Source organism: Rhizobium sp. SJZ105, assembly GCF_007828365.1.
Classification (GTDB): Bacteria; Pseudomonadota; Alphaproteobacteria; order Rhizobiales; family Rhizobiaceae; genus Agrobacterium; species Agrobacterium tumefaciens.
In genome coordinates, this window is record NZ_VIUP01000002.1 from 227,707 (window position 1) to 253,380 (window position 25,674).

General features: G+C 60.2%; 18 protein-coding genes. 1 reads left to right on the plus strand and 17 read right to left on the minus strand.

The window, feature by feature from the left end; translation table 11 throughout:
- Positions 1-12: 12 nt before the first annotated feature.
- The 13 genes from FB593_RS10225 to FB593_RS10285 form a co-directional block, all read right to left on the minus strand.
- Positions 13-1,647 (minus strand): ABC transporter ATP-binding protein, encoded by a 1,635-nt coding sequence (locus FB593_RS10225; RefSeq protein WP_080850016.1) that lies wholly within the window; start codon positions 1,645-1,647, stop codon positions 13-15.
- Entirely contained in the window at positions 1,644-2,462 is an 819-nt protein-coding gene (locus FB593_RS10230) for an ABC transporter permease (protein ID WP_003511004.1), read from the minus strand. The genes FB593_RS10225 and FB593_RS10230 overlap by 4 nt, the downstream gene beginning before the upstream one ends.
- Complete coding sequence (locus FB593_RS10235; protein WP_003511005.1) at positions 2,459-3,403, minus strand: ABC transporter permease; 945 nt, start codon at positions 3,401-3,403, stop codon at positions 2,459-2,461. The genes FB593_RS10230 and FB593_RS10235 overlap by 4 nt, the downstream gene beginning before the upstream one ends.
- A 180-nt stretch (positions 3,404-3,583) precedes the next feature.
- Positions 3,584-4,489 carry a LysR family transcriptional regulator gene (locus tag FB593_RS10240; protein WP_065704200.1) on the minus strand — a complete coding sequence of 302 codons (906 nt, stop codon included), beginning with the start codon at positions 4,487-4,489 and terminating at the stop codon, positions 3,584-3,586.
- A 117-nt stretch (positions 4,490-4,606) separates the two neighbouring features.
- Positions 4,607-5,551, minus strand: a complete 945-nt coding sequence (locus FB593_RS10245; protein WP_145166531.1) for an isoaspartyl peptidase/L-asparaginase family protein — start codon at positions 5,549-5,551, stop codon at positions 4,607-4,609.
- Positions 5,552-5,596: 45 nt separating this feature from the next.
- Entirely contained in the window at positions 5,597-7,135 is a 1,539-nt protein-coding gene (locus FB593_RS10250; protein ID WP_145166532.1) for a hydantoinase/oxoprolinase N-terminal domain-containing protein, read from the minus strand.
- Positions 7,132-8,208, minus strand: coding sequence for a DUF917 domain-containing protein (locus FB593_RS10255; RefSeq protein ID WP_145166533.1), 1,077 nt, complete (start codon positions 8,206-8,208; stop codon positions 7,132-7,134). The genes FB593_RS10250 and FB593_RS10255 overlap by 4 nt, the downstream gene beginning before the upstream one ends.
- A 115-nt stretch (positions 8,209-8,323) precedes the next feature.
- Positions 8,324-9,919, minus strand: a complete 1,596-nt coding sequence (locus FB593_RS10260; RefSeq protein ID WP_186438806.1) for an ABC transporter substrate-binding protein — start codon at positions 9,917-9,919, stop codon at positions 8,324-8,326.
- Between the two features lie 43 nt (positions 9,920-9,962).
- A complete protein-coding gene (locus FB593_RS10265) occupies positions 9,963-11,096 on the minus strand; it encodes a DUF917 domain-containing protein (protein ID WP_080850012.1) in 1,134 nt (377 codons plus the stop codon).
- The gene (locus FB593_RS10270) at positions 11,089-12,645 is read right to left on the minus strand and encodes a hydantoinase/oxoprolinase N-terminal domain-containing protein (protein WP_026330690.1); all 1,557 of its coding nucleotides are present in this window, start codon (positions 12,643-12,645) and stop codon (positions 11,089-11,091) included. Before FB593_RS10270 ends, FB593_RS10265 begins: the two co-directional genes overlap by 8 nt.
- A gap of 17 nt (positions 12,646-12,662) precedes the next feature.
- Positions 12,663-14,309 carry an ATP-binding cassette domain-containing protein gene (locus FB593_RS10275; protein WP_060642307.1) on the minus strand — a complete coding sequence of 549 codons (1,647 nt, stop codon included), beginning with the start codon at positions 14,307-14,309 and terminating at the stop codon, positions 12,663-12,665.
- A 4-nt stretch (positions 14,310-14,313) separates the two neighbouring features.
- Positions 14,314-15,195, minus strand: a complete 882-nt coding sequence (locus FB593_RS10280; RefSeq protein ID WP_019564714.1) for an ABC transporter permease — start codon at positions 15,193-15,195, stop codon at positions 14,314-14,316.
- Positions 15,195-16,223: an ABC transporter permease gene (locus FB593_RS10285; protein WP_060642308.1), complete on the minus strand. Its 1,029-nt coding sequence runs from the start codon at positions 16,221-16,223 to the stop codon at positions 15,195-15,197. Before FB593_RS10285 ends, FB593_RS10280 begins: the two co-directional genes overlap by 1 nt.
- Positions 16,224-16,359: 136 nt before the next feature.
- On the opposite strand from FB593_RS10285, the gene FB593_RS10290 reads away from it, so the two are divergent.
- Complete coding sequence (locus tag FB593_RS10290; RefSeq protein WP_060642309.1) at positions 16,360-18,711, plus strand: helix-turn-helix transcriptional regulator; 2,352 nt, start codon at positions 16,360-16,362, stop codon at positions 18,709-18,711.
- A gap of 33 nt (positions 18,712-18,744) precedes the next feature.
- Here the strand turns inward: FB593_RS10290 and FB593_RS10295 are convergent, their stop codons facing one another.
- The 4 genes from FB593_RS10295 to FB593_RS10310 all read right to left on the minus strand — a co-directional run bounded on the left by FB593_RS10295 (position 18,745) and on the right by FB593_RS10310 (position 25,602).
- Positions 18,745-20,058: an HlyD family type I secretion periplasmic adaptor subunit gene (locus FB593_RS10295; RefSeq protein WP_060642310.1), complete on the minus strand. Its 1,314-nt coding sequence runs from the start codon at positions 20,056-20,058 to the stop codon at positions 18,745-18,747.
- Entirely contained in the window at positions 20,045-21,892 is a 1,848-nt protein-coding gene (locus tag FB593_RS10300) for a type I secretion system permease/ATPase (RefSeq protein WP_060642311.1), read from the minus strand. The genes FB593_RS10295 and FB593_RS10300 overlap by 14 nt, the downstream gene beginning before the upstream one ends.
- 14 nt (positions 21,893-21,906) lie before the next feature.
- Positions 21,907-22,662 (minus strand): hypothetical protein, encoded by a 756-nt coding sequence (locus FB593_RS10305; RefSeq protein WP_145166534.1) that lies wholly within the window; start codon positions 22,660-22,662, stop codon positions 21,907-21,909.
- Positions 22,663-22,767: 105 nt separating this feature from the next.
- Positions 22,768-25,602 carry a TonB-dependent receptor gene (locus FB593_RS10310; RefSeq protein ID WP_060642312.1) on the minus strand — a complete coding sequence of 945 codons (2,835 nt, stop codon included), beginning with the start codon at positions 25,600-25,602 and terminating at the stop codon, positions 22,768-22,770.
- Between the last annotated feature and the right edge of the window lie 72 nt (positions 25,603-25,674).

Below are 25,674 nucleotides of genomic sequence, written 5' to 3' on the forward strand. Positions count from 1 at the left end.
GTCATGTTCCTGTTAAACTTCTTCTTCCAGACGCCATTTGAGTGTCACACCGCCCTTTTCATTCTGGTCGAGGGCGGGAATGGCCGAGAGGAGCCGGCGTGTGTAGGCCTTTCTCGGGCTGTCGAAAATCGTGTCGCGGTCGCCCTCTTCGATGATACGGCCGTCCTGCATGACGACGACACGGTCGGCCACCTGTTCGACCACGCCGAGATCGTGGCTGATGAACAGGCAGGAAAAGCCGTAACGTTTCTGCAGATCGGAAAAGAGATCGAGCACCTGCGCCCGCACCGTCACGTCAAGGGCGGAAACCGGTTCGTCGGCGATCAGGAACCGCGGACGGCGGGCAATGGCACGGGCAATCGCCACGCGCTGGCGTTGGCCGCCGGAAAGCTCGTGCGGATAACGGCTGGCATAGTCTGCGCCAAGCCCCACCTCTTCCAGCGTTTCCAGCGCTCGCTTGCGCTTGGCGGCCTGATCCAGGCCGGGGACGAGACGCAACGCCTCCTCCACCAGCGCCTGAATGGTCATTCGCGGATCGAGCGAGGAATAGGGATCCTGAAACACCATCTGGCAATTCAGGCGATAGTCGTTCCAGTCCTCGTTGCGTTCCCGCCCCTGAAACTGGATCTGCCCTTCGCTTTCCTTTACGAGACCGGCAATGGTGCGGCCAAGCGTGGTCTTGCCGGAGCCGGAGCCACCGACCAGTGCCACGACTTCACCCTCGTGAATATCGATGCTGACCCCATGCAGCGCCCGCTTCGGCTTGGCTTTCTTCAGCAGTGACTTGCGTCCGGCATAATCGACAACAATGTTTCGGGCTGAAATCATCGGCGCCTTGCTGGTGTCGACGACACGCGGCTCGCCCCGGAAGGGCAGAGAGGAAAGCAGCTTTTTCGTATAGGGATGCTGCGGCACATCGAGCAGGTCTTCGGTGCGACCCTGTTCGACAATCGCGCCCTTCTCCATGACCACGATACGGCTCGTATAGCGGGCCACCATCGGCAGGTCATGGCTGATGAGAAGGACGGCTGTTCCCTCCGCCCGTGTCAGTTCGACCATCAGCTCCATGACGTCGCGCTGGATGACGGCATCGAGCGCCGTCGTCGGCTCGTCGGCGATCAGCAGCGCCGGTTTCAGGAGCATGACCGAGGCCAGCATGATGCGCTGGCGCATGCCGCCGGAAAACTCATGCGGATAGGCAGCAAGCGCCCCTTCGGGATCGCGGATACCGACCCGTCTCAGCATCTCGAGAATTTTCTCGCGGCGCTCTTCCGGCGATAACTTGGTGTGAAGGATCAGGCCTTCTTCCAACTGCCGGCCAATCGTCATCGACGGATTGAGAGAGGTCATCGGCTCCTGGAAAACGACGCCGATTTCCGCGCCGCGCAGGCGGCGAAGTTCCCTTGCCGGCAGGGACATCACGTCCCTTCCCTTGTAGATGACCGATCCACCGGTGACGGCGATTGCCGGGGGCAGAAGCGAGATGAGCGCGCGGGTGGCCAGCGTCTTTCCCGATCCGCTTTCGCCGACGATGCCGAAGATTTCGCCAGGCGCAATATCGAAGGAAACATCCTTGACTACCCGGTGGCCGCTTCCCGCGACCTCCAGCGAAAGGCCGCGCACGGTAAGAAGAGTATTGTCCGTCATTTGAGACCTCTCATGCGCGGGTCAAGCCTGTCGCGAAGGGCATCGCCCAGAAGATTGATGCCGAGCAGTGTCAGCGCGATGCAGAGACCGGGGAAAAGCCCGAGCCAGACGGCCTGCTGGATGAAGGGCCGGCCAGCGGCCAGCATGTTGCCCCAGGTGGGGGCCGGCGGTGGCACGCCAAGGCCGAGGAAGGACAGTGCGCTTTCCGAGAGGATTGCCCAGCCGAACATGGACGTGGCAAGCACCGTGATCGGCGCGATGCAATTGGGCAGGATGTGGCGGAACATGGTGTAGATCTCGCCATTGCCCATCACCAGCGATGCCTCGATGAACTCGCGCTCACGCAGCGACAATACGGCGCCACGCACCACGCGGGCCATGGACGGCGTGTAGGCGATGCCGAGCGCAAAGATGATGCCGTACTGGTTGGCACCAAAGACCGCGAGAAGGCCAAGCGCCAGGAGAATGCCGGGAAAAGCGAGAAGCGCATTGTTGATGGCCATGATGACGCCATCAACCCAGCCGCGCGCATAACCACTGACAAGACCGATCAGAGTGCCGCAGATCGTCGCGAAGCTGACCGTCAGGAAGCCGATCCAGACGCTGGCACGCGCGCCGACCATCAGGCGACTGAGAACATCGCGCCCGAATTCGTCGGTGCCGAGAAGATGGCTGGGACCGGGCGCGGCCAGCCGCGAGGCGAAACCGAGCTTCATCGGATCATAGGGCGTCCAGAACAGGCCGGTAATGGCGGTGATGAGCAGGAGGCCGATGAGAACGCCGCCGATAAGCCCGTTGAGTGTGAACTTTTTCATTCGGCAACCACACGCGGATCGAAGAGAGGATAAAGAAGGTCGACGAAGAGATTGACCAGCACGTAGGACAGGGAAACGAACAGCAGGCAGCCCTGTATGACGGGGTAGTCACGCGCAAAGATACTGTCGACCATCAGCCGCCCGAGCCCTGGAATGGTAAAGACCGTCTCAATGACGGCGATGCCGCCGAGAAGATTGCCGAGGATGAGGCCGATCATCGTCCATGTCGGACCAAAGGCATTCTTGAAGGCGTGCCGCCAGAGGACGGCACTCTCCGAAAGTCCCTTGGCGCGGGCATGGGTAATGTAATCCAGCCGCAGCACTTCAAGCGTGGAGGCGCGGGCCATGCGGATCAAGACACCCATTTCGTGGATCACCAGCGTCATGACAGGCAGGACAAGATAGAGCATGCCGCCAACGAGATTGTCGCTGATCGACACGTATCCCAGCACCGGCAGCCAGCCGAGCTTTAGACCGAAGAACAGCAGAAGCAGAAGCCCGAGCCAGAATGTCGGTATGGACAAAAGCAGGGTTGCCGTTCCAACCAGTGCAAGATCGGTCAGGCTGTTCTGTTTCCAGGCGGCGATCACACCTGCCGGAACCGCAATCAGGCTGGCCAGCAGAACGGCGACGACGACGATCTCAGCACTGACGAGGAACCGCGACACGACCAGCGGCAATACTGCCTCGTCGTTGACGATGGACCGGCCGAAATCGCCCTGCACCACATTACCCGCCCAGATGACGAACTGTTGCGGCATGGACTTGTCGAGACCAAGCTCTGTTCTCATCGCCTCGATCTGTTCCGGTTGCGCCATGTCGCCCAGCATCAGGGCGGCCGGATCACCCGGAATGAAGCGGATGAGCGCAAAGACCGTGATCGACACAAAGGCGATCGTCGGCAGCGCCATCAAAAGACGGCTCAGTATGAATCTTATCATCGGTTCCCCACGATTGATGGCCGGGAACGTGCTCCCGCCTCTATCGGTTTCGTTGCGAATAACTATGACGGATTGATAAATAACGCGCAATATTATGCATAAACGTCATATGCCTATGCAGAATGGTGGCACGTTTCATCCTGACAGGGACAATGAGATTTCTCGCGAAAAACCCTGTTTTCAGTCGATTTTTTGCGAAAGCTGGATTTGCTGCTTCAAGGCGTCGCTGAGTGCCTGCGCCGCGATGGACAGCGGTGCGCCCGAGGCCCGGGCAAGACCGAACTCCTGGGTTGATTGCGGAATGAAGGGCAGCGCCACGACGGGAAGGTGCCTGTAGAGGTTAGCATAAAAACTGCTGATGATCGTAACGCCCAGACCATGCGCGACATAGGCACATGCGGAACTGTTGGTGTGGGTCTCGATCTTCACCATGGGCTTGACGCCCGCTTTCTTGAAGACCTGCTCGAGCGCCATGCGGTTCGGCCGCTGCCGGCCGATCAGAATGAGCGGAATGTTGCGCAGGTCCTTCACCGTTATCTCGGCAAGCTCGGCTAAAGGGTGATCCTGACGGACCACGCAGACGCTTTTGCCGGTGGCGACACGCTCGACATCAATGCCCGGTCCAATCTCACCTTCCATGCGCAGGAAACCGAGGTCGATCACCCGCTCGCCAACCAGCCTGTTGATGGCGGTGGTCGTTTCAAAGAAAGTCTCGATGCGCACGCCGGGGAAATCCCTGACATAGTCTATCAGCATGGCGGGCGCGAAGTTCTCCCACATGCTGCTCGGCAGGCCGATGCGGACGATTTCCGGACCGGCAGCACCATTGCGCAGATCTTCGGCATGGCCGGACATGCGGTCGACAGCAAGCAGCACATTTTCCGCGTCACGCGCGAGAAGCGCTGCCTCCGGCGTCGGGATCAGCCGCCCCTTGTCACGGGCAAACAGCGTCAGCGACAGGTCCGCCTCGAGCTGAGCCAGAAGCCGGCTGATACCGGACTGGCTTAGCCCCATGGCCTTGGCGGTGGCGATGGTCGAGCCGGTGGAAAGAAGCGTGCGAAGGACTTCGAGCTGCTTGATATTCATGAGGCCAGCACCATGGGATGAAAAGACGAGCCGGTTTTGGTTCAGACCTTTTGCCGCCGATAGGCCTTCATGTCACCGGTTTTTTTCGCACTGTCATTCGGCCCGGTCGGTCGCCGGTTACAATTCCACGTCATAGACCCTGTCGTGGGTGGCAACATGGGCCTTTCCTGATGGAGTCACCCAGCCCCGGAACATGCCGGGCGTATTATAGGGTGCGGCAATGCTGCCTTCGGCATCGATGGCAACAAGACCCGCACCGATATCGTATGGCGCCAGATCCTTGTGGACGAGGTTGCCGGCGGCGGTTTCCAGATCCTGCCCGAGATAGGCGACACGGGACGCGATCTCATGGCCGACGACGTAACGGATGAAAAATTCACCCTTGCCGGTGCCGGAAACGGCGCAGGCGCCGTCGCGTGCATAGGTGCCCGCCCCGATCACCGGGCTGTCACCCACCCGGCCGTCAGGCTTGTTGGTGTAGCCGCCGGTGGATGTCGCGGCTGCGAGATGCCCAGCAGCATCGAGTGCCACGGCACCGACGGTTCCGTGTTTTTCGTTTTCCGTCGCTTCCGTACCTGCAGTGGCATGGGCCTTCATGGCCGCCAGCGCCTCGACACGCTTTTGAGTGGTGAAATAGGATTGAGGCTCCGTGGCAAGCCCCTTCTCCTGCGCAAACCGGTCAGCCGCTTCACCGGTGAGATAGACTGCGCGTTCATCCTCCATCAGCGCCCGGGCCGCCTTCACCGGGTTGCGGATGGCGCGGGAGGCGCTGATTGCGCCTGCGGCAAGGGTCTTGCCATCCATGATCGACGCATCGAGTTCGTGAATGCCATTCTCGTTGAGCGCCGCCCCATGGCCTGCGTTGAAATGCGGGCTGTCCTCCATAACGACGACTGCCGCCTCAACCGCTTCCAGCGCAGTTCCGCCAGCCTTGAGCACACCATAACCGGCGCGCAGTGCCGCCGCCAGATCGTGGCGCGCCGCTTCCCATTCCTCCGGAGTCATGCTGTCTTCCGGCATAACCCCGCAACCACCGTGAATGGCCAGTGCGATCTTCGTCATATGCTCACTCCACTGTTGCCCCGCCGCAGGCAGGGCCTCTTACCATCAATGAAAGGCGATATCGCCGATAACACGCACGCGGACCCTGCGAGCGCCGCCAGGCAGATAGGCGATGGGAATATCCTCCACCTCAAGCGTCTTGAGGCTCGCGCGCTCCGCTCCCGAAGCGACCGCTGCGTTCTGCGCTTCGGTCTCGGCTTTCGCAAGGGCCTCGTCGCGGCTCAACCCGGAAAAGACCTGATCCACCTCACCGGACACCTGCGCCATCGCTGCGCCAAGTGCATTGGCAACGCCTGCATTTTCCACACGCAGCACCTCGGATGCGCCCGGCACCTGCTCCGGGATCAGGAATGCGCCGCCGCCGACCGCAACCAGCGGCACGTCTTCGGCTGATGTCTTCATCTGGTCGAAACTGTCGGCCACCATGTCGCGGATACGCCCGAGCGTCGCCTGCACGAATGCCGGATCGAGGCCCTTCACACGATCCCTGTCACCCATCTCGATCAGGCCTGCCGCAACGGCGATATCCGATGCCGTCAGTGTCTCGCCGCCGAAAACGCGGGCTTCGGTCAGGATGCGATACCCAACCGAGCGCGGGCCGATCTTGCCTGTCTGCGGATCGACAATGGTGCCGCCGCCCAGTGCTATAGGTAGAAGATCGGGCATGCGGAACAGGGTGCGGACCCCGCCAATATGGACGATATTATTTGCCTCACGCGGAAAACCACCGACAAGGCAACCAATATCGGAGGTGGTGCCGCCGACATCCACCACCATGGCATCGGAAAGCCCTGTGAGAAGAGCGGCCCCACGCATCGAATTGGTCGGGCCGGAAGCGAAGCTGTGCACGGGGTTTGCGGCAGCTACATCCGCAAGCGCCACGGTGCCGTCATTCTGTGTAAGATAGAACGGCGCCTTCACACCCGCTTCGCGCAGCGCATCCGAAAATGCCTGTACCGTGGTCCTGCCAAGTGTCTGCAAGGCGGCATTCAGAAGTGCGACGTTTTCGCGCTCCAGAAGCCCGATACGGCCCAGCGTATGGGAAAGCGTGATGCGTGCATCGGGGATCACCGAACGGACAATCTCCGCCGCCCTCACCTCGCACTCCGTGGTCAGCGGCGAAAAGGTTGCCGAAATGGCGATCGAGGTAATGCCTGCATCGCGGATTTTCATCGCCGCTTCACGGATTTCATCCGGGATCATCGGCACCAGCGGACTGCCATCGTATTCATGGCCACCATGAACCATGAAGATCAGCGGATCGACAGCCTCGTAGAGATCCTTCGGCCAGTCGCACATGGGCGGCAGTGAAGAACCGGTCGGCAGCGCGATGCGGATGGCCGCAACCCGCTCCAGCCGGGCGCGCTCCACGACAGCATTGGTGAAATGGGTGGTGCCGATCATGACCGCATCGATCGGGCGATCTGCCGCGCCGACATGGCCAGACACGTGAGCGAGGGCCGCCTTCACGCCGGACAGGACATCCTGCGTGGTCGGAACCTTGATCGAGGCAACGATGGCGTCTCCATCGATCAGAACGGCATCCGTATTGGTGCCGCCAACGTCAATACCGATGCGTTTCATGGGAATACCGATCTGAAATCAATGTCATAACCGAAGGCACGCGGGCCAACGGCAGCAATGCCGGCAGGCGTCGTCAAGAGTTCCGGCGCCGGCAGGGCGATAACCGTGACACGCTGGCCATAGCGCACCGATTCCGTGCCGATGGCGCTGCCCGAAACAGTGTCGAGAAGGCAGATCAGGTCCGGCGTCATGGCGACCGGCAGGCCGTCGCGGAAGGCGACCGCCCACTCGTTCTGGAAGGCAAGTTCCATGCGTGAGCCGCGATCGGCGTCGATGCCTTCAATGGTCGTACTGCCGCGCAGAAAGCCACCGGTGGTCTCGCGGGCGACATCCACCACCTTGCCGCGGAACAGCTGTTTGCCACCCTCATGGTTGAGAACCGCCTGAACCGGGTCATCATGGCGTGCACGCGCCTCCATCACCGCGCGCCCGAGTTCGGTCGCCTTTGTGACGGTGTAATGAATGCCCCATTCCTTCACTTCCTTGCCGGTGCGCGGCGCCTTGCAGGTGGCGGCGGTAGAGCCGACTTCGGTGCAGACCTTGCGCGAGATGCGCTCCATCCATTTCCACGATGCAGCGCGCGTCACGATCACCTCATTGTCGCGTACATCGACGAGCGACAGCGGAAACATCGGCAGGTTGCCGATGGCGAATGAGGTCATCTGCGCTTCGGGATAAGCACGTCCCATGGCATCGGCATTGACGACGGGCCGGTCGAGCATGGCGGCGGCGAGGAAGGACGATAACGCATTCGAGCCGCCGATTTCCACGCTCATGATCGCCCGGAAAGGCTTGCCGAGATAATCTTCCATGACCTCGACCGCGCGGGCAAGATGAACGGGGTCTCCCAGCCGTTCCTGACCAACAAGCGGTGCACCCATCTTGGAGACGACCGCAACCATGTCGTCATCAGCAAGCGCCATGGGGTCCATGACCTTCACCCGTCTGCCTTCGGCATAAAGACGGCGCAGATTGAGCGTCGAGATATAGGGATTGCCTCCACCGCCCGTTCCCAGAATCCAGGCGCCGGTGGCAAGAGGTTCGATGTCGTCTTCGGAAAATTCCTGGATCATGCGTCATCCTCGGGCATGCCGCAGCCTTTCCGGCGCAAGCGATGCTCCTTCCCTTTATCGTTCCAAGTCTCATCGGCCCCGCCCTGCGGCGGGACCGCTTTTCATGGGACGGAGATCACTCCGCCTTGCAGTCCCAATGGAAGTTGGAGAAGTTCAGGTCCCAGCTCTGCATGGGAATGAACTCGTAACCCTGAAGGCACTTGTTCGCCGCATAACGGCGGTTCGGCGCAACCGCCCACACATCCGGTTGAAGATCGGCGATCTTGGTCTGCAGTTCCTTGTAGGTTGCGTTCTGTTCGCTGGTATCGGTCGTGGCACGGACCTTGTCGATCAGCCCGTCGATTTCCGCGTTCTGCAGCCATTCCATCGACATCCATGTGCCTGATGCCTTGGAGTGATACTGGTTGTAGAACATCGCATCCGGAGACGGATAGGTCGGCGAGATATTCACCTGCGTCGACGCAGGCGTCGTTTCAGGCTTGGAGGAAAGCTCGACGATACGGTTCCAAGGCTCTGGCTTGATATCGAGCGTAATACCGATTTGCTCGAGGCTGGATTGCAAAAGCAGCGCCACTTCCGCCTCGAAGGCCAGCGAAGCGACATAGCTGTTGACCAGCGTGATCTTCTGGCCGGCATATTTCGACTTCGCCAGTTCTTCCTTCGCCTTTTCCAGATCGTAGACGCCGGGCTGAATATCGCCGTTATGCGCGTCCTTGAAAGCGTCAGATAGCGGCCCCTGCATGTCGAAACCGGGATAGATCACTTCCTGGATCGTCTTGTAATCCGTCGCATAGGCAATGGCGCGACGAACGTGAACGTCGTCGGTCGGGTAAACCTTGGTGTTGAGCTTGATGACGAAACCGCCGGCGGTGCGGGTCTGGATCAGCTTGTAACCCTTCATCCGGCCGATTGATTCATAGGTGTCGTTGCCAAGGCCGTGCGAGGAAAGGCCAAGTTCGCCCTTTTCAGCCAGCGCCTTGACGGTAGCGTCGTCGCTCGTCTGGACGAAGCGTACTTCGTCGATCGGCTTGCCCTTGGTCCAGCCAAGGAAATAGTCCGCATTGCGGGCAATGACCATATCGGCAGAACGGTTGTAGCTGACGAGCTTGTATGGGCCGGAACCGGCGGAATGTTCGCCCACATAGGCCTCGCCCCACTTGTCTTCGGGCTTGGCATTGGCTTCGATCAACGTCTTGTTCAACGCCATCATCAGCGGCGTGGAGGCCATGAAGGGCGAAAACTGACGCTCGATCTTCATGACGAGCGTCGCATCATCGGGCGCGCTGACGTTTTCGGGCTTCAGCACACCGACGATGAGGTTCGACGGACCCTTGTTGATGCCGAGCAGGCGCTGCACCGACCAGACGAGATCGGCAGCCTTCACCGCCGTGCCATCCTGGAACTTCGCATCGTCGCGCAGATGGAAGGTATAGGTCAGGCCGTCTGCAGAAATATCCCAGGACTTTGCCAGCTGCGGCACGATTTCGCCCTTGGCATTCACCGTGGTCAGGCCGTCATACATGTTCACGATGGCCATGTAGCCGGTATAGTCAGTCACTTTCGCCGGGTCGAGCGAGCTGAATATCTGCATGGTGTTGACCGTGACCGAAACCTTGTCATCCGCAAAAGCAGCGGAAGAAACAAGCGGCAACGCGATTGCCGTGCCGAGCGCAAGCACGGCAAGGCGGGAAGGAAGTCCTGGCATTTTCATTGTCGTTCTCCTCTTTATTGCGGGTCATTTGCCCCGCTTATGGTTAGGCAGCCTTGCCGACCGGGACGGGCAGCGGTGAGAAAGGAATGTCCGGGTAACCGAAAGCCGCCGGTCCAACGACTTCGAGCGCGCGGGCGCTGCGCAGCAGATCGTGGCAGGGGATCGCGACGACGGCCACGCGCTGGCCGTAACGCAGGACTTCGGTGGTGATCGGGTAACCGGTATCGACATCGAGCAAGACGATCAGATCAGGGACGGTCACTTCCACCTTGCCGTCACGGCGGAACAGCAGGAATTCGTTCTGGATCGCCACGCTCGCCATCTGGCCCGAGCAATCGTCGAAGCCGGAAAGCTCGACATCGCCCACGGCGAAACCGCCGCGCAGATGGCGTTTCAGATCGGTGATCTTGCCGTTGAAGATGCGCCGTCCGCCTTCAAGCGCGCAGACTGCCGCAATCGGGTCTTCCTGCTGCTTGCGGGCACGGATCACCGCCTCGCCGAGCGCGATCGCCTTGGTGTAGGTTTTCGGAATACCATACTGGTGCACGTAGTGCGCCTGCATCGGCGCGGTCGCCAGCATTGCGCCGCCGCCCTGAGAAACGACGCAGGCGCGGGCCATGCGCTCGTGCCAGACTTCGGAAACGGCGTGGCTGAAGATCACGGCATTGCCGTGCAGGTCGCACATCACCGATGGCGTCGAACTGTGGCCATAGATGGAGAAGGTCGTCATCTGCATCTCTGGGAAAGCCCGGCCCATGCCGTCGCAATCGAGGATCGGCAGGCCACCAAGCGCCGCCGTCACCAGCGGGTTCATGGAGTTCGAGCCGCCGATTTCCTCGCAGACGATGGCGTCTACCGGCGTGCGGATCAGCTCTTCCATGGCGCGCAGGCAACGCAGACCCTCACGGCCCTCGCGAATGCGCTCCACGCCGACAACGGGGGCGCCAATGCCGCCGATGGACATGCAAAGCGCGTCCGGCTCGATGGCGTCTGTCGCAAGGATCTTCATCTCGTAACCGGCCTTCATGGCCTCGAGTGCAAGCAGCTTGCCCAGATAGGGATTGCCGCCGCCGCCGGTGCCGAGAATGCCCGCACCGATTTCCAGCGCGTCGAGATCTTCCCTCGTCAGCGTACGCAATGTCGCTTCGTCATATTTCAGCTTGCGCGTCTCAGCCATGATTGGCTCCCATTTCTCCAACGACTTTCACATGAATGCGGGTGGCATTGCCGGGCAGATAGGCAAGCGGCATATCCTCGCGCTCGATGACTTCCAGCGTTTCGGCCACTGCGCCAGCCGCAATCGCCTTTTCGCGTGCCTCGGCCTCCGCCTCCGCAAGCGCGCTTTCACGCGTGCGCCCCTCGATCAGCGAGAAGACGCGGTCCGTCTCGCCGCTGATCTGCGCGATCGCTGCACCCACGGCATTCGCCACCGCGAAATTCTCGGGGCGGATGACGTCCAGATCACCGATACGGTCAGGCATGAGAATGGAGCCGCCGCCAACGGCGATCACCGGGACCGGTGATGACGAGATGCGGCTGCGCTCCACACAGGACTCGAGCATGTCGTTGATCTTTTTGACTGCGGCATCCACCAGCCGCTTGTCCAGAGTGGAAACCAGAGCCTTCTCGCCCACGTCCGCCTTGCCGGAGGCGACAGCGATATCGGTTGCAGTCAGGGTCGTGCCGCCGAAGCAGAGCGCCTCACGGCGGACGCGGTAACCGACTGATTTCGGGCCAACGGTGAGGCCATGTTCGCCATTGACCACCAGCGAGCCGCCACCGAGACCGATCGAGAACACATCCGGCATGCGGAAATTGGTGCGCACGCCACCAATATCCACCGTCGTGGACGCCTGGCGCGGAAAGCCGTGCGACAGCGAGCCGACATCGGAGGTGGTGCCGCCGACATCCACGACCACGGCATCCTTGAGGCCGGTGAGGAAAGCAGCGCCGCGCATGGAATTCGTCGGGCCGGAGGCGAAGGTGAGCACAGGGAAGCCGCGCACCACATCCGCCGCCATCAGCGTGCCGTCGTTCTGGGTGATGTAGAACGGGCAGGTTATGCCCGCTGCCTTCAGCGCCTCGCCGAAAGCGGCAACGGTGCGGTCCGCAAGCGAAAGAAGGCTGGCATTCATGATCGCAGCACTTTCGCGGGCGAGCAGACCATGCCGTCCGATATCCTTGGACATAACCACCGGCAGGCCGGGGCAGCGCTCCTGCAGGATATCCTTCGCCCGCACTTCCATCGCATCATTGATGCCGCTGAAGACGCAGGTGACAGCCGCGGCCTTCAGGCCCTTTGCGCGGATATCGGCGGCGATGCGGACAATCTCGTCCTCATCGAGGGCTGAGATTTCGCGACCGTCGAATTCATATCCGCCGCGGACCTGATAACCGTGGTTACCAACGATTTCCCGGAGGTCATCCGGCCAGTCGACCATCGGCGGCAGGCCGGCGCCGGACGGCAGGCCGATCCGGATGGCGGCGACCTCGTCCATATGCCGCCGCTCGATCACCGCATTGGTGAAATGCGTGGTGCCGATCATCACGGCACCGATGTGTGCCCTGTCGATGCCCGACGCCTCGATCACCTTTTCAAGGGCTTCGATGACACCGGACGTCACATCTTCGGTGGTGGAGGCTTTCACCCCCGCCAGAACAGTCTTTTCCTGTAACACAACGGCATCGGTATTTGTGCCGCCGACGTCAATTCCAACGCGATACACGTCAGGCTCCTCTTTTATCAATCGGTCGTTTTTACGAGGAAGCGCATACGCTCTTCCTCTGTCACGGTGGGTTTCAGGCGCTCTTCCTCGTCGGTGACGACGGGGATCGCCGCGATAAGGGCGCGGGTGTAGGGATGCTTCGGCTCGGCGAAAACCGCAGACGTCACCCCTTCCTCGACGATCTCGCCACGCAGCATGATGGCGATGCGCGAACAGAAATTGCGCATCAGCGAGAGGTCGTGCGAGATCATTAGATAGGTCAGGCCAAGCTCTTCCCGCAGCTGCAGCAGAAGGTCGATAACGGTCTTCTGCACGGAGACATCAAGCGCCGCCGTCGGCTCGTCGAGGATGAGGATCTTCGGTTCAGCCGCGAGTGCACGGGCAATGGCGACACGCTGCTTCTGTCCGCCGGAAAGTTCATGCGGATATTTACCGAGATAGGATTGCGGCAATCGCACCAGCCCCATCAGTTCCTGCATCCGGCGTTCGCGCGCCTCACCGTCCATACCGATGGATTTCAACGGTAGGGTAAGCGTCTGCCTGACTGTACGCTTCGGATTTAGGGAAGTGCCCGGATTTTGATAGACGATCTGCGTCAGCCGCTTGCCACGGCCGGGAGACGGGGCGTCGATGACAAGATTGCCGGAGGTCGGGCGAGAAAGTCCCATGATCATCCGGGCGACCGAGGTTTTTCCAGAACCGGACTCGCCCGCAAGACCGAAAATTTCGCCGTCCTTCAGCGTCAGGTTCACGTCGCGCACGGCGTGGTAACCGTTGCGTCTGCCGTAAATCTTGTTCAGGCCCTCGATGGTAACGATCGGCGAGCGTGTGCTCTGCGCCAGATCGGCGACACGCGGACCGTAGAGCGGCGGCACCGCATCCAGCAGCGAACGCGTGTAGTCCGCAGCGGGAGCGTGCAGGATTTGCTTGCAGGGACCGGTCTCGACGATGTCGCCATGGTGCATAACCACGACCCGATCCGCCACCTTACGTACGACACCGAGATTATGGGTGATCATCAGCAGCGCCATATTTTCTTCGGCAACCAGCTGGTTGATGAGATTGAGAATTTCGTCCTGCGTGGTGACGTCGAGCGCGGTGCCGGGCTCATCCGCGATGAGGAGCTTCGGCTGATGCAGCAACGCAAGCCCGATCAACACGCGCTGGCGCATGCCGCCCGAAAGCTCGGACGGATAGGCATTCATGACCCGCTCGGTATCGCCAAGCTGTACGCGGCGCAGAACCGCTGCGATACGGGTGCGGCGCTCTGCCTTGGACGAGTTGATGCCGTTGCGCTTGTCGGCAAAGCGCATGACATCATCGAGATGCGTGCCGATCTTGAAGACCGGATTGAAGGAAGACAGCGGGTCCTGCATGATCAGCGAAAACGCCGTTCCCTTCAGCGCCTCGCGTTCCCTTCGCGGCATGGCGAGTACATCCCGCCCGTCGATGACAATGGCGCCGGAGGCAATAGTGGCATTCTTCGGCAAAGTGCCGATGATAGCCTTGGCGGTGACCGATTTACCCGATCCGGTTTCGCCGATCAGCGCCACCCGCTCGCCGGCTGAGACTGTGAAGGCGACATCGCGCAGCACCTGGCGCGTGCGGCCGTAATTGGTGAAGCTGACGTTGAGGTTTTCGACTTTGAGAAGCGGTTCAGTCATGGCTTTAGCTTTCCACGTCGAACATGTCACGCAGGCCGTCGCCCAGCAGATTGAAACCCAGCGTCACGTAAAGCACGGCCGCGCCGGGGCAGAGGACCTCCCACCAGAAATCCGGCATGAACTGGCGCCCATCGGCAACCATCGAGCCGAGATCGGGAGTTGGCGGCTTGACGCCGAAACCGAGGAAACTCAGCGTCGCACCAAAGAGGATGACGAATGCCGCATCCAGCGTCGTCTTGACTGATATGACCGAGACGCAATTGGGCAGAATTTCGCGAAAGAGAATGTGCAGCGGACCCGCACCTGCAAGACGTGCCGCTTCGATGTAGTCCTCGGATGCGATGGATTTCGACACCGAATAGATCAGCCGCGCATGCCAGGTCCACCATAGAAGCGTGATCGCGATCATGGCGTTCATCAAGGTGGGTTCCAGCAGGTTGGAGACCGCCAGCGCCATGACGAGGGGCGGCATGGCCAGCATCACATTCGTCAGGCCGCTGATGATTTTCTCGGTCCAGCCGCCGAAATAACCGGCGACCAGGCCAAGCACGGTGCCGACCGGGACCGAGATGCCGAGCACGCCGATGACGAGAAGAAGCGAGACCCTGAGCCCGAAGACAGTGCGGGAAAAGATGTCGCGTCCTGCCTTGTCGGTTCCGAACCAGTGCTCCAGATCCGGCGGCATGTGGCGGGCACGGAAATCGACGACCGCGCCGATATGTTTGGGATAGGGTGTAAGCCAGGGCGCAAAGATCGCCAGAACCAGCACCGACAACAGGATCAGCGAACCGATGACCGCTGCCGGATTGCGGCTGAAGCGGTACCACATCATGTAACCGGCGCTTAAGCCCCGATCAGTGGGTTCGAGCATTTTCATATCAGCCATCAGCGAGCCTCCTTGCGGCGCAGGCGCGGGTCGATGATCGAGATCAGGACATCAACGATCAGGTTCGCAACGATGAAGAACAGGCCGGCCACCAGCACCACGGCAGTCACGGCATTGAGGTCTTTCTGAAGGATGGCGTTCAGCCCGTAGGACGCGAATCCGCCCCAGGCGAAGACCATTTCGATCACGAAGGCATTGCCGATCAGCGAGGCGAATTCGAGCCCCATGATCGTCAGCGGCGCGATGGAGGAAAGCTTCAGCAGATAACGGAAGATGATGACCCGCTCCGGCACGCCGAAGCTTTGCAGGGTGAGCACGTGATCCTTGCGCTGGTTCTCGATCATCGAGGAACGCGTGATGCGAGTGATCTGGCCGATACCGGCCATGGAGAGCGCAAAGGCCGGCAGCGCAAGGTGCTTCAGCGCATCCAGCACCACATCGAACCGTCCGGCAAGCGTAGCGTCGATCAGGATGAAGCCCGTCGGGCCACCCTGCCAGCCAAGTGAGTGATCGAGCCTACCGATGATGGGCCAGCCGGAGAGAAAGCGAGCGGCCAGCAATTGCAGCGTGATGGCAAACAGAAAGCTCGGGATCGTCACGCCGGTGAGCGAGAGGATACGGCCGATATGGTCGAGCGGACGGTCGCGGTAATGCGCCGTGATGACGCCGAGCGGGATGGCGACGGCAAACATGAAGATGACTGAGACCAGAACCAGTTCGACGGTCGCAGGAACGGTCTGGGCCAGATCGGTGGTGACGGGGCGCTGGGAAACCAGCGAGAAGCCCAGGTCACCGTGCAGGGCGTTGCCGATATAGTCGAGGTATTGGGCGGCGAGCGGCTTATCGAGACCCATCTCGCCGCGCAGCGCATCAACTTGTTCCTGTGTTGCCGCAGGGCCGAGCGCCATGCGGGCGGGATCACCCGGCACCACACGGGCTAGAGCAAAAATCATGATGGACAGGGCGATCATGACCAGTACGAAAGCGCCGAGCCTGTTCAAAATCGCGACCAGCGGATGTTGCTGCATCGGTGGACCGTTCCTTGTGCATCAGTTTCCTGAGCACAAGTTTTCACCACATGTCCTTTTGAACAATCGCAAAAAGGTATAGTTTTTTGATAAATGAGTATAGGTTTTTGAATTCAGATCTCCTATCCCTGTCTGAATGACGCTTCTGCCGCGCACCACACTCTGCCGCCGTATCGCCAGCGAAACCGCAGGCGTGATCTTTCTGCGCGCGCCGGCGGGCGCCGGGAAAAGCATTCTTATGGACTTGCTGGCACAAGAGCTGGGGACCGAGGTATGCCGGACGCACCAGCCCAGAAGTGATGAGGCGGCAAAAGGCTGTCTGCTATGGGATGTGCCGGTCTTCGCACGCGCGGTCCGCATGCCCGCCCCTATTCTGGAAACCGTGCGTTTCGTGGTCATCGCCTGCCGTCCGGATCAACGTATCAGCGGGCTGGCGCGGCAAATATTGCATCGTGGTTCGCTGACGATCGGAGCAAATGAACTGGCCTTTGGCCAAGATGAGACTGCGGGCCTTCCAACAGAACAGAAGCGTCTGGCGCTCGATGATTATGCGGGATGGCCGGCCTTTCTGTCTCTCGCTCGCCTCGCCGACGAAAAACTATGCGTCGACTATCTGCGGGAAAATTATCTGCCGCATCTGTCACCGGCCCAGACGGTCGCGCTTTCGCTCTGGCTGGAAAATCCCTCGGCAGAACCCGACGCTGAATGGGCAGAACTTCTGCCGCCCTTCCTGATCGCAAACCCGGAAAAACACGACACACTGATAAGGCTTCTGACCGTGGCAGCGAGAGAACGTCTCGCCACATTACAGGCTGGCAGGGCAGTGGTAGAGGTCGCTTCCGCATTCGAGAAGGAAGGGCGGGCGCTTGCGGCAATGGCCATGTTGCTTGACCGCGGTTATGAGACCCACGCCGCGCAAATCCTAGAACGCGCCCATGGGCGCGAACTGATCTACCGAAGCAGCGTCGACAGGTTTCGCGAGATCATCATGCGGTTTTCGCAGGACATGATCGCGGCGAATGAAACAGTCCTCTTCGCCGTCACCCGCGCATTGCTGAAACAGGGCGAATTGCAACGCGTGCGCCATCTGCTTGGCAAGAGCCTGGGTTCGGATTATCTCGATCCACTCAAGGTGCTTGCCCGCGGTTCGCGTTTTTCCTTTGCCGCCCGCACCTTCCGGCTTAACCTGATGATTGCCGAGGACCTGACCCCCAATGACGCTGTGATAACGCGCCTCGGGGAATTCATGGCCGATTACCCCATGGACGATCACGGCAAATGGGCCGCCTATTACAATGCGCTGCTGGAATTCGAAATCCGCCGCCGTAATTTTCGCGAGGCCGAGGCCGCTGCCGCCCGCGCGCTTATCTATCTGCGCAAGATGGGCGGGCAGCCGCTGCTCGAATTCTTCATCCATCTGCACCAGATCGTCCTGCGACTGATGAGCGGTGATGTGCTCTTGGCCCGTCGCGCGGCACAGGATGCGCGCACGAGGTTGGAACAGGTGCCACACGACGCCGCGCAGGAGTTCCGAATGCTGCGGCTGGCGGAAGCCTGCCTTGCCTATGAGGCGGGAAAACCGCGCGACCTGTTGCACTTCGTCGAGCATGAATTCGACCACTTCGCCGCCGCCGAGATATGGCCGAGCCTGATGCAGTTTGCCCTGCATTATGCCTCGCAGGTGCTGATCGATCATTTTCCGATGACCGTTCGTCCGGGCTTTCTCGACGGCCTGTGGATTCACCTTTCGGAAGGGCTGCAATTCCATGCGATGATGGAGATCAGAACGGCCATCGCCTACCAGAACGCCAACCGCTGGGCGGATGCGGCAGCGACGCTATCGGCAATTCGCATGCCGATGGGTCGCAACTGGGTGGAGAGCGCGAATGAGGACCTTGCCCGGCTCACGCGGCGCGACGAAATCGCCTATGTGATGGCCTGGCTCCGCGACGCGGTACATCTTTTCACGCCGCGCGCCTATCTCTCCCGGCAGATGGATGCAATGATCGCCAACCCCAAGGTCACCAACCGCGAAAAGGTCGCGCTCAGAATATGGCAGAGCTATGCCGCACACCAGCGTCGTGACAGTGCCGGCGCCCGCGCCCATATCCTCAACGCACTTGAATCGGCGACGCGCCTTGGCTGCAACGGCGTCCTGTCGGAGGAGCGCATATTCCTGTCGCCGCTTCTGAACAATCGCCGTATCCGCGGTTTCATCGAAACCTCTTCCGATGTCCGGAACGCGCTGTCGATTTTCGCCGCCTCGGTCAACTCGCCGCAGGCACGCGCCCTGCATGGCGGGCTTTCGCAGCGGGAAGCACAGATGCTGCAATTGCTGGCCAGCGGCATGTCGAACAAGAAGATCGCGCAGACCCTCAACATCTCGGAAGTGACGGTAAAATTCCATCTCGGAAACCTGTTCCGCAAGCTGGATTGCAAACGCCGCGCGGAAGCGATCCGCGCAGCGAAAGCGCTGGGCTGGCTTTGATCTCAAGTCGTGACTGCCGATCAGAAAAGCCCGCTATTCTTCCCGGAAGGCGCGGTTGATCTGGTCCGTCAGCGGCTTGGCGATATAGGAAAGCGCTGTGCGCTCGCTGGTCTGGATGAACGCCTCGGCAGGCATGCCCGGCATCAGCGGCGCATTGTTCAGCTTTTCCCGCTCGGCAACCGGTATGGAAATCCGCGCCAGATAATAGGAGAGGCCGGTCCTCTGATCGGTGGTGATATCGGCGGCGATGCGACTGACATGGCCTTCCAGTTCCGGCGTGACGCGCTGGTTGAACGCGGTCATCCGCAGCATCGCTTTTTGCCCTACCTGCAACTGGTCTATATCCTTCGGCACGATCTGCACCTCGAGCGCCAGTTCGTCCCCATCAGGCACGATGAGCATGATCGGGTCGGCCGGCGTCACCACGCCACCCACGGTATGCACCGCCATTTCATGCACCATGCCGGATTGCGGCGCGATGATATCGATGCGCTTCAGCTCGTCCTCCGCAGCGACCTTCCGCTCAACATATTCACCCATCTGCGCCTGTATCTCGCGCAGTTCCCGGCCCACTTCGGTGCGCAGTTCCTGATCGATCTGCAGGATCTGCAGTTTCGTTTCGGTGATCCTGCCCGCCGTCTGCGCCTGATAGGCGATTTTTTCGCCACGCTCACCGCCAAATGTCGCGGCCTGGGTTTGCAGGCTGTTCAGCCGCTGCACGGACACGATGCCCTGCTCCCGTAAGGATTTCTGCGAGGTGATCTCAGCCTGCAAAACCGCAAGCCCGTTGTCGTAGGCGATTTCCTGTGCCCTCAATCCTTCGATTTCATGTTCGAACTGAGTGATACGCTCCACAAGCTGCGCTTTGCGCCCCTCACGATAGGATTTGCGGAATTCGAACAGCCTGGTTTCGCTGCGCATGGCGGAAGCGACATCGGGATCGTCCTTGCGCGCCACCAGAGCCTGTGGAAAAACGAGTTCCGGCAGATCGTCCCGTTCGGCCTCCAGCCTTGCCATGCGCGCGCTCAGCTCATCCAGCCGCTTGGTCACTATGGCGAGATTAGCGCGGGTCTGGGTGGCGTCGAGACGCATGACGACGTCGCCAGCCTTTACCCTGCCACCTTCGCTCACCAGAATTTCACCGACGACGCCACCCTTGGGGTGCTGTACCTTCTTGATATAGGAATCGACCACAAGATGACCGGACGCGACGACCGCGCCAGCAAGATTTGTCGTCGCTGCCCATCCGCCGACGCCGGCCAGCAGTGCGACGCTTGCGGCAAGACCGGCAAGAAGATGTTTGCGGATGGAGCGGGACACCTGCGTGCGCTGGTCAATTTTTGACATCCGTATCTCCTTCCTGCCTGTTCTCCTCGCCGCTCTCTTCCACCGCCACCGTCTTAGGTTGGGTATTCGCGACGACACGCAATGGTGAAACCGTGTGCGCGGATGCGGTGAAACCTTTCGCCGCTTGAGCATTCGGAGTGCGCAGCACTTTCGAGAGAACCTCGTCGCGCGGACCGAAGGCCTTCATCCGCCCCTCCTCCATCATCAGAATGAAATCGACGGCACCGATCGCGCTGGGCCGATGCGCGACGACGATGGCGATACCGTTGCGCGCCTTGACCGACGCAATCGCCCTGACAACGGCGGCTTCGCCCTCCGCATCGAGATTGGCATTCGGCTCGTCCAGCACGACGATGAAGGGATCGCCATAAAGCGCACGCGCGAGACCGATACGCTGGCGTTGTCCTGCCGAAAGCGCGGAACCGGCCTCACCTATATCGCTGTCATACCCCTTTTCGAAGCGCAGGATCAGTTCGTGCGCACCGGCGGCTTTCGCAGCGGCAATGATTGCGTCGGGATCGGGATTGTCCTCGAAACGGGAAATGTTTTCGCCGATCGTGCCGTCGAAAAGCTCCACGCCCTGCGGCAGATAACCGATATGGCGGCCGAGGGCTTCGCGATCCCATTGATCGAAGCTCGCACCATCAAGCCGCACCTTACCGGCGGCGGGCATCCAGGCTCCGGTGAGAATGCGCGAGAGGGTGGATTTTCCCGAGCCGGATGGGCCGATGACACCGAGCGCATTCCCGGCGGTCATGACGAAACCAAGGCCCGCGACGGTCGGTTTTCTCTCTCCCGGTGGAATGATGGTGACGTTTTCGACTTTCAATTCTCTCTCAGGCTTCGGCAGTGCCATTGCGGTCGCCGTTACCGGCATCTGCGCAAAAAGCTCCCTTAGCCGCGCCCAGCTCTGGCGGGCGGCAACAAAGGACTTCCAGTTGGATATGGCAAGATCGACGGGCGCCAAAGCCCGACCCATCATGATCGAACTGGCGATCATCACGCCGCCTGAGGCCTCCTGCTGAATGACCAGCCATGCGCCGACCGCCAAAATGGCCGATTGCAGCACGATCCGCAGGGATTTTGCGATATTGCCGAGGCCACCGGCCACATCGCCCGCCTTGCGGTTGGCGGCGAGATAAGCCTCGTTGGAGATTTGCCAGCGTTTGCCAAGCCGGCCGCCGAGCCCCATGGCCTGCACGGCTTCGGCGTTGCGGCGCGAGGCTTCCAGCTGCCGGTTGCGCGCCATGTTTTCAACCATGGTGTCGCGGATCGGCTTCTGCGAGAACATATTGGTCAAGATGGTGAGGGATATTAGCAGAACGGCACCGGCAAGAGCCGTCACGCCGATCCAGAAATGAAACAGAAAACATATGCCAAGGTAGAGCGGCATCCAAGGCAGATCGAAAAAGGCGGTGGGCCCCGTGCCGGACAGAAAACCGCGCACGTTGTCGAGATCGCGCAGCGGCTGCAGGCCGTCCCCCGGCATACGGTTGACGAGCGGCAGGCGCACCACCGCATCATGCACCTTGCCGGAATAGCGCATGTCGAAGTCCTCGCCGATACGGATCAGGACCCGGGCGCGGATGATGTCGAGCAGGCACTGGAAGCCATAGAGGCCGAGCGCAAGAATGGCGATCCCGACCAGTGTCGGCAGACTGCCGCTGGCCAGCACCCGGTCGTAAACCTGAAGCATGAACAGGGGCGACGTCAGCGCCAGGATGTTGACCACACCGCTGATGAGCGCCACACCGAAAAACGTGCTTTTAAGGGGCGAAACAACCGCCGCAGTGAGGGACTGCGGCGGTGTCTGCTGGTGGTTTTGAAAGCCCACAGCCTGATTTTCCTTTAAGCGGCAAGCGCCGATGCGCTGGCGAAAATGAAGTCCGATGCGTCGAGTACGCTGGAATCTACACCAACGAGAGTGATGCTGTCGCCGCCAAAGATGTTTTCAATAACTGCGTCTCCGTTTGCATTGCTGCCTACAATGACGTCATCGATGCTTCCGGCGCCCCAAGCGGAAATATCCAGTTTGTCGGTGCCGTCCTGATAACCGTATGTTCCGGTCGGGCCAGCCTGTACAACATCACTGCCGCCAGAGAAAACGAACGTATCATTACCAGCAAAACCCGTAAGGGTGTTAGAGGAAGCAGTGTCTTCGATCACAGTGCCGGTAGCCGCGAAGTAGTCATAGAAGCCAGCCAGCGAGCCAAAACGGGCAAGCTGGTAAACGGCGAGATCGAGAAGATCGCGCGCGCCTGCGAGCGAGTAGGAGCCGTCGGGATCGATCAGCAGTTCCTGCTGGCTGACGGCGATGCCGCTGGTGGACTGGCTGTAGCCGGTGCCGAGAACGATGCTGTCGACCGAACCTGTCAGGTTGCCCTGGGAGTATTGCAGGGCACCGCTCATGACAATGCCCTTGCCACCGTTGCTGCCATCGCCCCACGCCTCATAGGTCGTGTTCGGATCGATAGTGGTGGTGGCGAGAGAGCTGGTCTGAGCGTCGTAGAACGCACCATAGGTCGAACCGAAACCGCTCATCCAACCGTTGAGGTAACCGATCAAGTCGGAGGAAGACTGCGTCAGTTGAATTGTGGTAGCCATAGGTGTACTCCTTTGCTGGCCAATAGGGATACCTTTGTCATGTGACGAAGGCGTTTCATCTCCGGGACGGGCTGCAACCCCAGCCCGGAGAATTTCTTCCGCGCATCAGAACTTCACGTTCATCGTCGCGACAAAAGTGCGGCCCGGTGCGGTATAGGCACTGGCTGCCGGGATGTATTTGCGGTCGGTCAGGTTGTTGACCGCGAAACGAAGCGTCGCCTTTTCGTTGAAGGCATAGGAGCCGTATAGGTCCACCGTCGTGTAGGGATCGGTTACCTCCCGCAGATTACCCTCCGTATCGAGCGTCCGCGATTGTGTCGGCGTGACATGGTTGAGCCGCGCACCCAGAGAGAATTTTTCGTCGAAGAAACGCATGCCGCCATCGAACGTAAGCTTCACCTTGGGCGCAACATCGCCTGGCCATGCGACAATCTCGCCGCTTGTCGTGGTGGTGCCGTTGGAAAATACCTGCGTGTTGTCCGGCCAGTCGGTCTTCAGCAGCGTCGCTGAGCCACCAAGCCAGAAGCTTCGCGCATCGTAATTGCCCTCGAATTCAAGGCCGCGCATATAGGTCGTGCCGTCGAGATTGACGAAGCTGGTATAGGTCCGATCCGCCACCTGATCCGTAACGAGATAACCGAGAGCGATATAATCCTTAACCTCACGGCGAAAGGCGGCCATTTTGATGCGGACGGAATCGTTGTCCAGCAGCACGCCGTCAAAGCTCATATTCGCGCCGATTTCGTAGGTCGTCGCTTTTTCCGCGCGCAGGGACTGGTTCGGGGCGTATTCGTAGCCGGCCGAATCTCCAGGGCGTGCGCCGGCAAAAAAAGCCTCGAGAATTGTCGGCGGTCGCAGGCTCTGGGAATAGCTCGCATAAGGCCGGAACCAGTCAACGGGTTTCAGTTCTATCGTAGCGGACGGCAGCCAGGCACTGTAGGTACGGTCTATTTCCACGTCGTAAGAGGGATACTCCGTCGAATAAGTCGTATCAAAATACGTAGTTCCAGCATCCCGCCATTGGCCGTTGATGATTTCACCCCTGGTTGCAGGCCAGACGTTGTTCAGAGTGTTGCAGGAACCTGCCCTCTGTGTCGCAGTGAAAGTGCGACCACCAAATACACCCGTGGTGCAGATCGCGTAGACACGATCGTAAGTCGGCCGCGAGTATTGCGATACATAGGTGAGATAATTGTCTATCGCGCCTACAACACGGTTTGAACCCGTCGCAACCGTTACCTGATTGTAGTAAGTCGCCGATCCCTTCAGACGTGACCAGTCATAACGCACGCCGCCACTCAGCTTGATCCAATCGGCGGGCTCTAATTCACCGTTTACAAACAGACTGGCAACATCACGCCGTCCGGCAGGACTGAAAGCCGTGTAGCTACTCGCGAACGAGGGATTCTCGCTAATTGCGGAACTGGTGGCAATCGACGATGCAATATCCCGAAATGCTTCCCCACCATAATTTAAACTTAACGCACCCGCTTTTGTATCGAAGCGACTGGTGTTTTCGACACTGACGCCAAAACTGCGTAAGCCCATGTCAAGATTCGTCTCAGCGGCATACCCAATACGCTCTGCACGCAGTTCGTGCGTCATATTGTCGTTCAGCCACAACGAAGATTTGAAATCGATGAGTTCGCTTTCGGGGTCCCAGTCCAGCTTCGCGACGACGCTGTCGTTACGCACGCTCTCCCGGTCTATCTGTTCGGCGGCACCCTGCACGAAGTCATTCTGCTGGTGCATCCATGACAACGAAGTCTGCACATCCCCGAAGTCACCTTCGCCCTTGAAAAATGTCGACCAACCGTCCCTGCCGAGCAGGTCCTTCATCGTCAAAGCGGTGCTTCGGGCCTCACCCTTGGTTCCGATCTTGTATTCATCCATGATCGTGCGGCTGTAACCGGCAACAAGGGAGAGAGGGCCATTCGGCTCACGAACTGCGGCCAGAACCGAACCCTGAAAATCGTAACCATTGGTGCCGCGGGAAACATTCACCTCTCCGCCCTTGTTTGCACCCTCAGGGATGAGATCGACGGCGTTGACGGTGCGGAACTCGACCTTTCCGCCCAGCGAACCGGCATTGCCGGATGTGGCATTGGTCATTTTTTCCACTTCGACGGCGCGGATGAAGGCCACATCCACATAGGCCTGGCCGTTATTGGCAGAATAAATCGAGGCGCCACCGGTGCTGAAACCACGCTGCGCATTCTGCCGCGCACCATCGATGGAGACGACCACGCGGCCGCTTTCCTGCAAGCCACGTATATTGGGCGAAACGGTCGGGAAGCTGCCGTTGCCCTCACCGGCATAGACGCCGGAGACGCGGTTGAAGACATCGCGCGTGTTGCGCACGCCGGCGGACTGGATCGCCTCGCGACTGACGACGCTGACACTGGCGGGTGTTTCATAAACCCAGTCGGGCGTTCCCTGATAACCGGTGCCGGCAATGGAATTGCGTCCGGTTTTTCCCGTCACGGTAATTTCTTCCAGAACGGTGGTGCCTTCCGCCCTGGAAAGATCGGCAGTGGCCTGGTCCGAGCCGATGACGACAGTTCTGCCATTTCCGGCAAACCGGAAATTCACGCCCGTGCCTGCCAGAAGCCGTGACAGCGCATCCCGCACCGTAAAACTGCCGGTAACGGCATTGGTGCGCACATTGCCGGCGGACGGTGTGGCAAGCGTAACCTGCAGACCGGATTGCCGCCCGAAAACGCCGACAACGGAGGACAGCGGCTGGGCGGGAATATTAAAAGGCCGCGTTGCACCCTGCTCACCACCGGAGCGCTGACCATTGGCGGCATTCGGTCCGCTCTGCGCAAAAGCCGGTACCGACATTGAAACGACCACCGCCGTTGTCGCCAAAAGCACGGTCATACGTGCCGGCTTTGCCGCGTTTTTCCCTGAACCGTTCTTACGTATCTGGAGGCGCATGCTGCTTTTGTCTTCCTGTCTTCGCTCCGGCTATATCTTGACCGGATTACTCAACAAAAAGACGATTGCCTC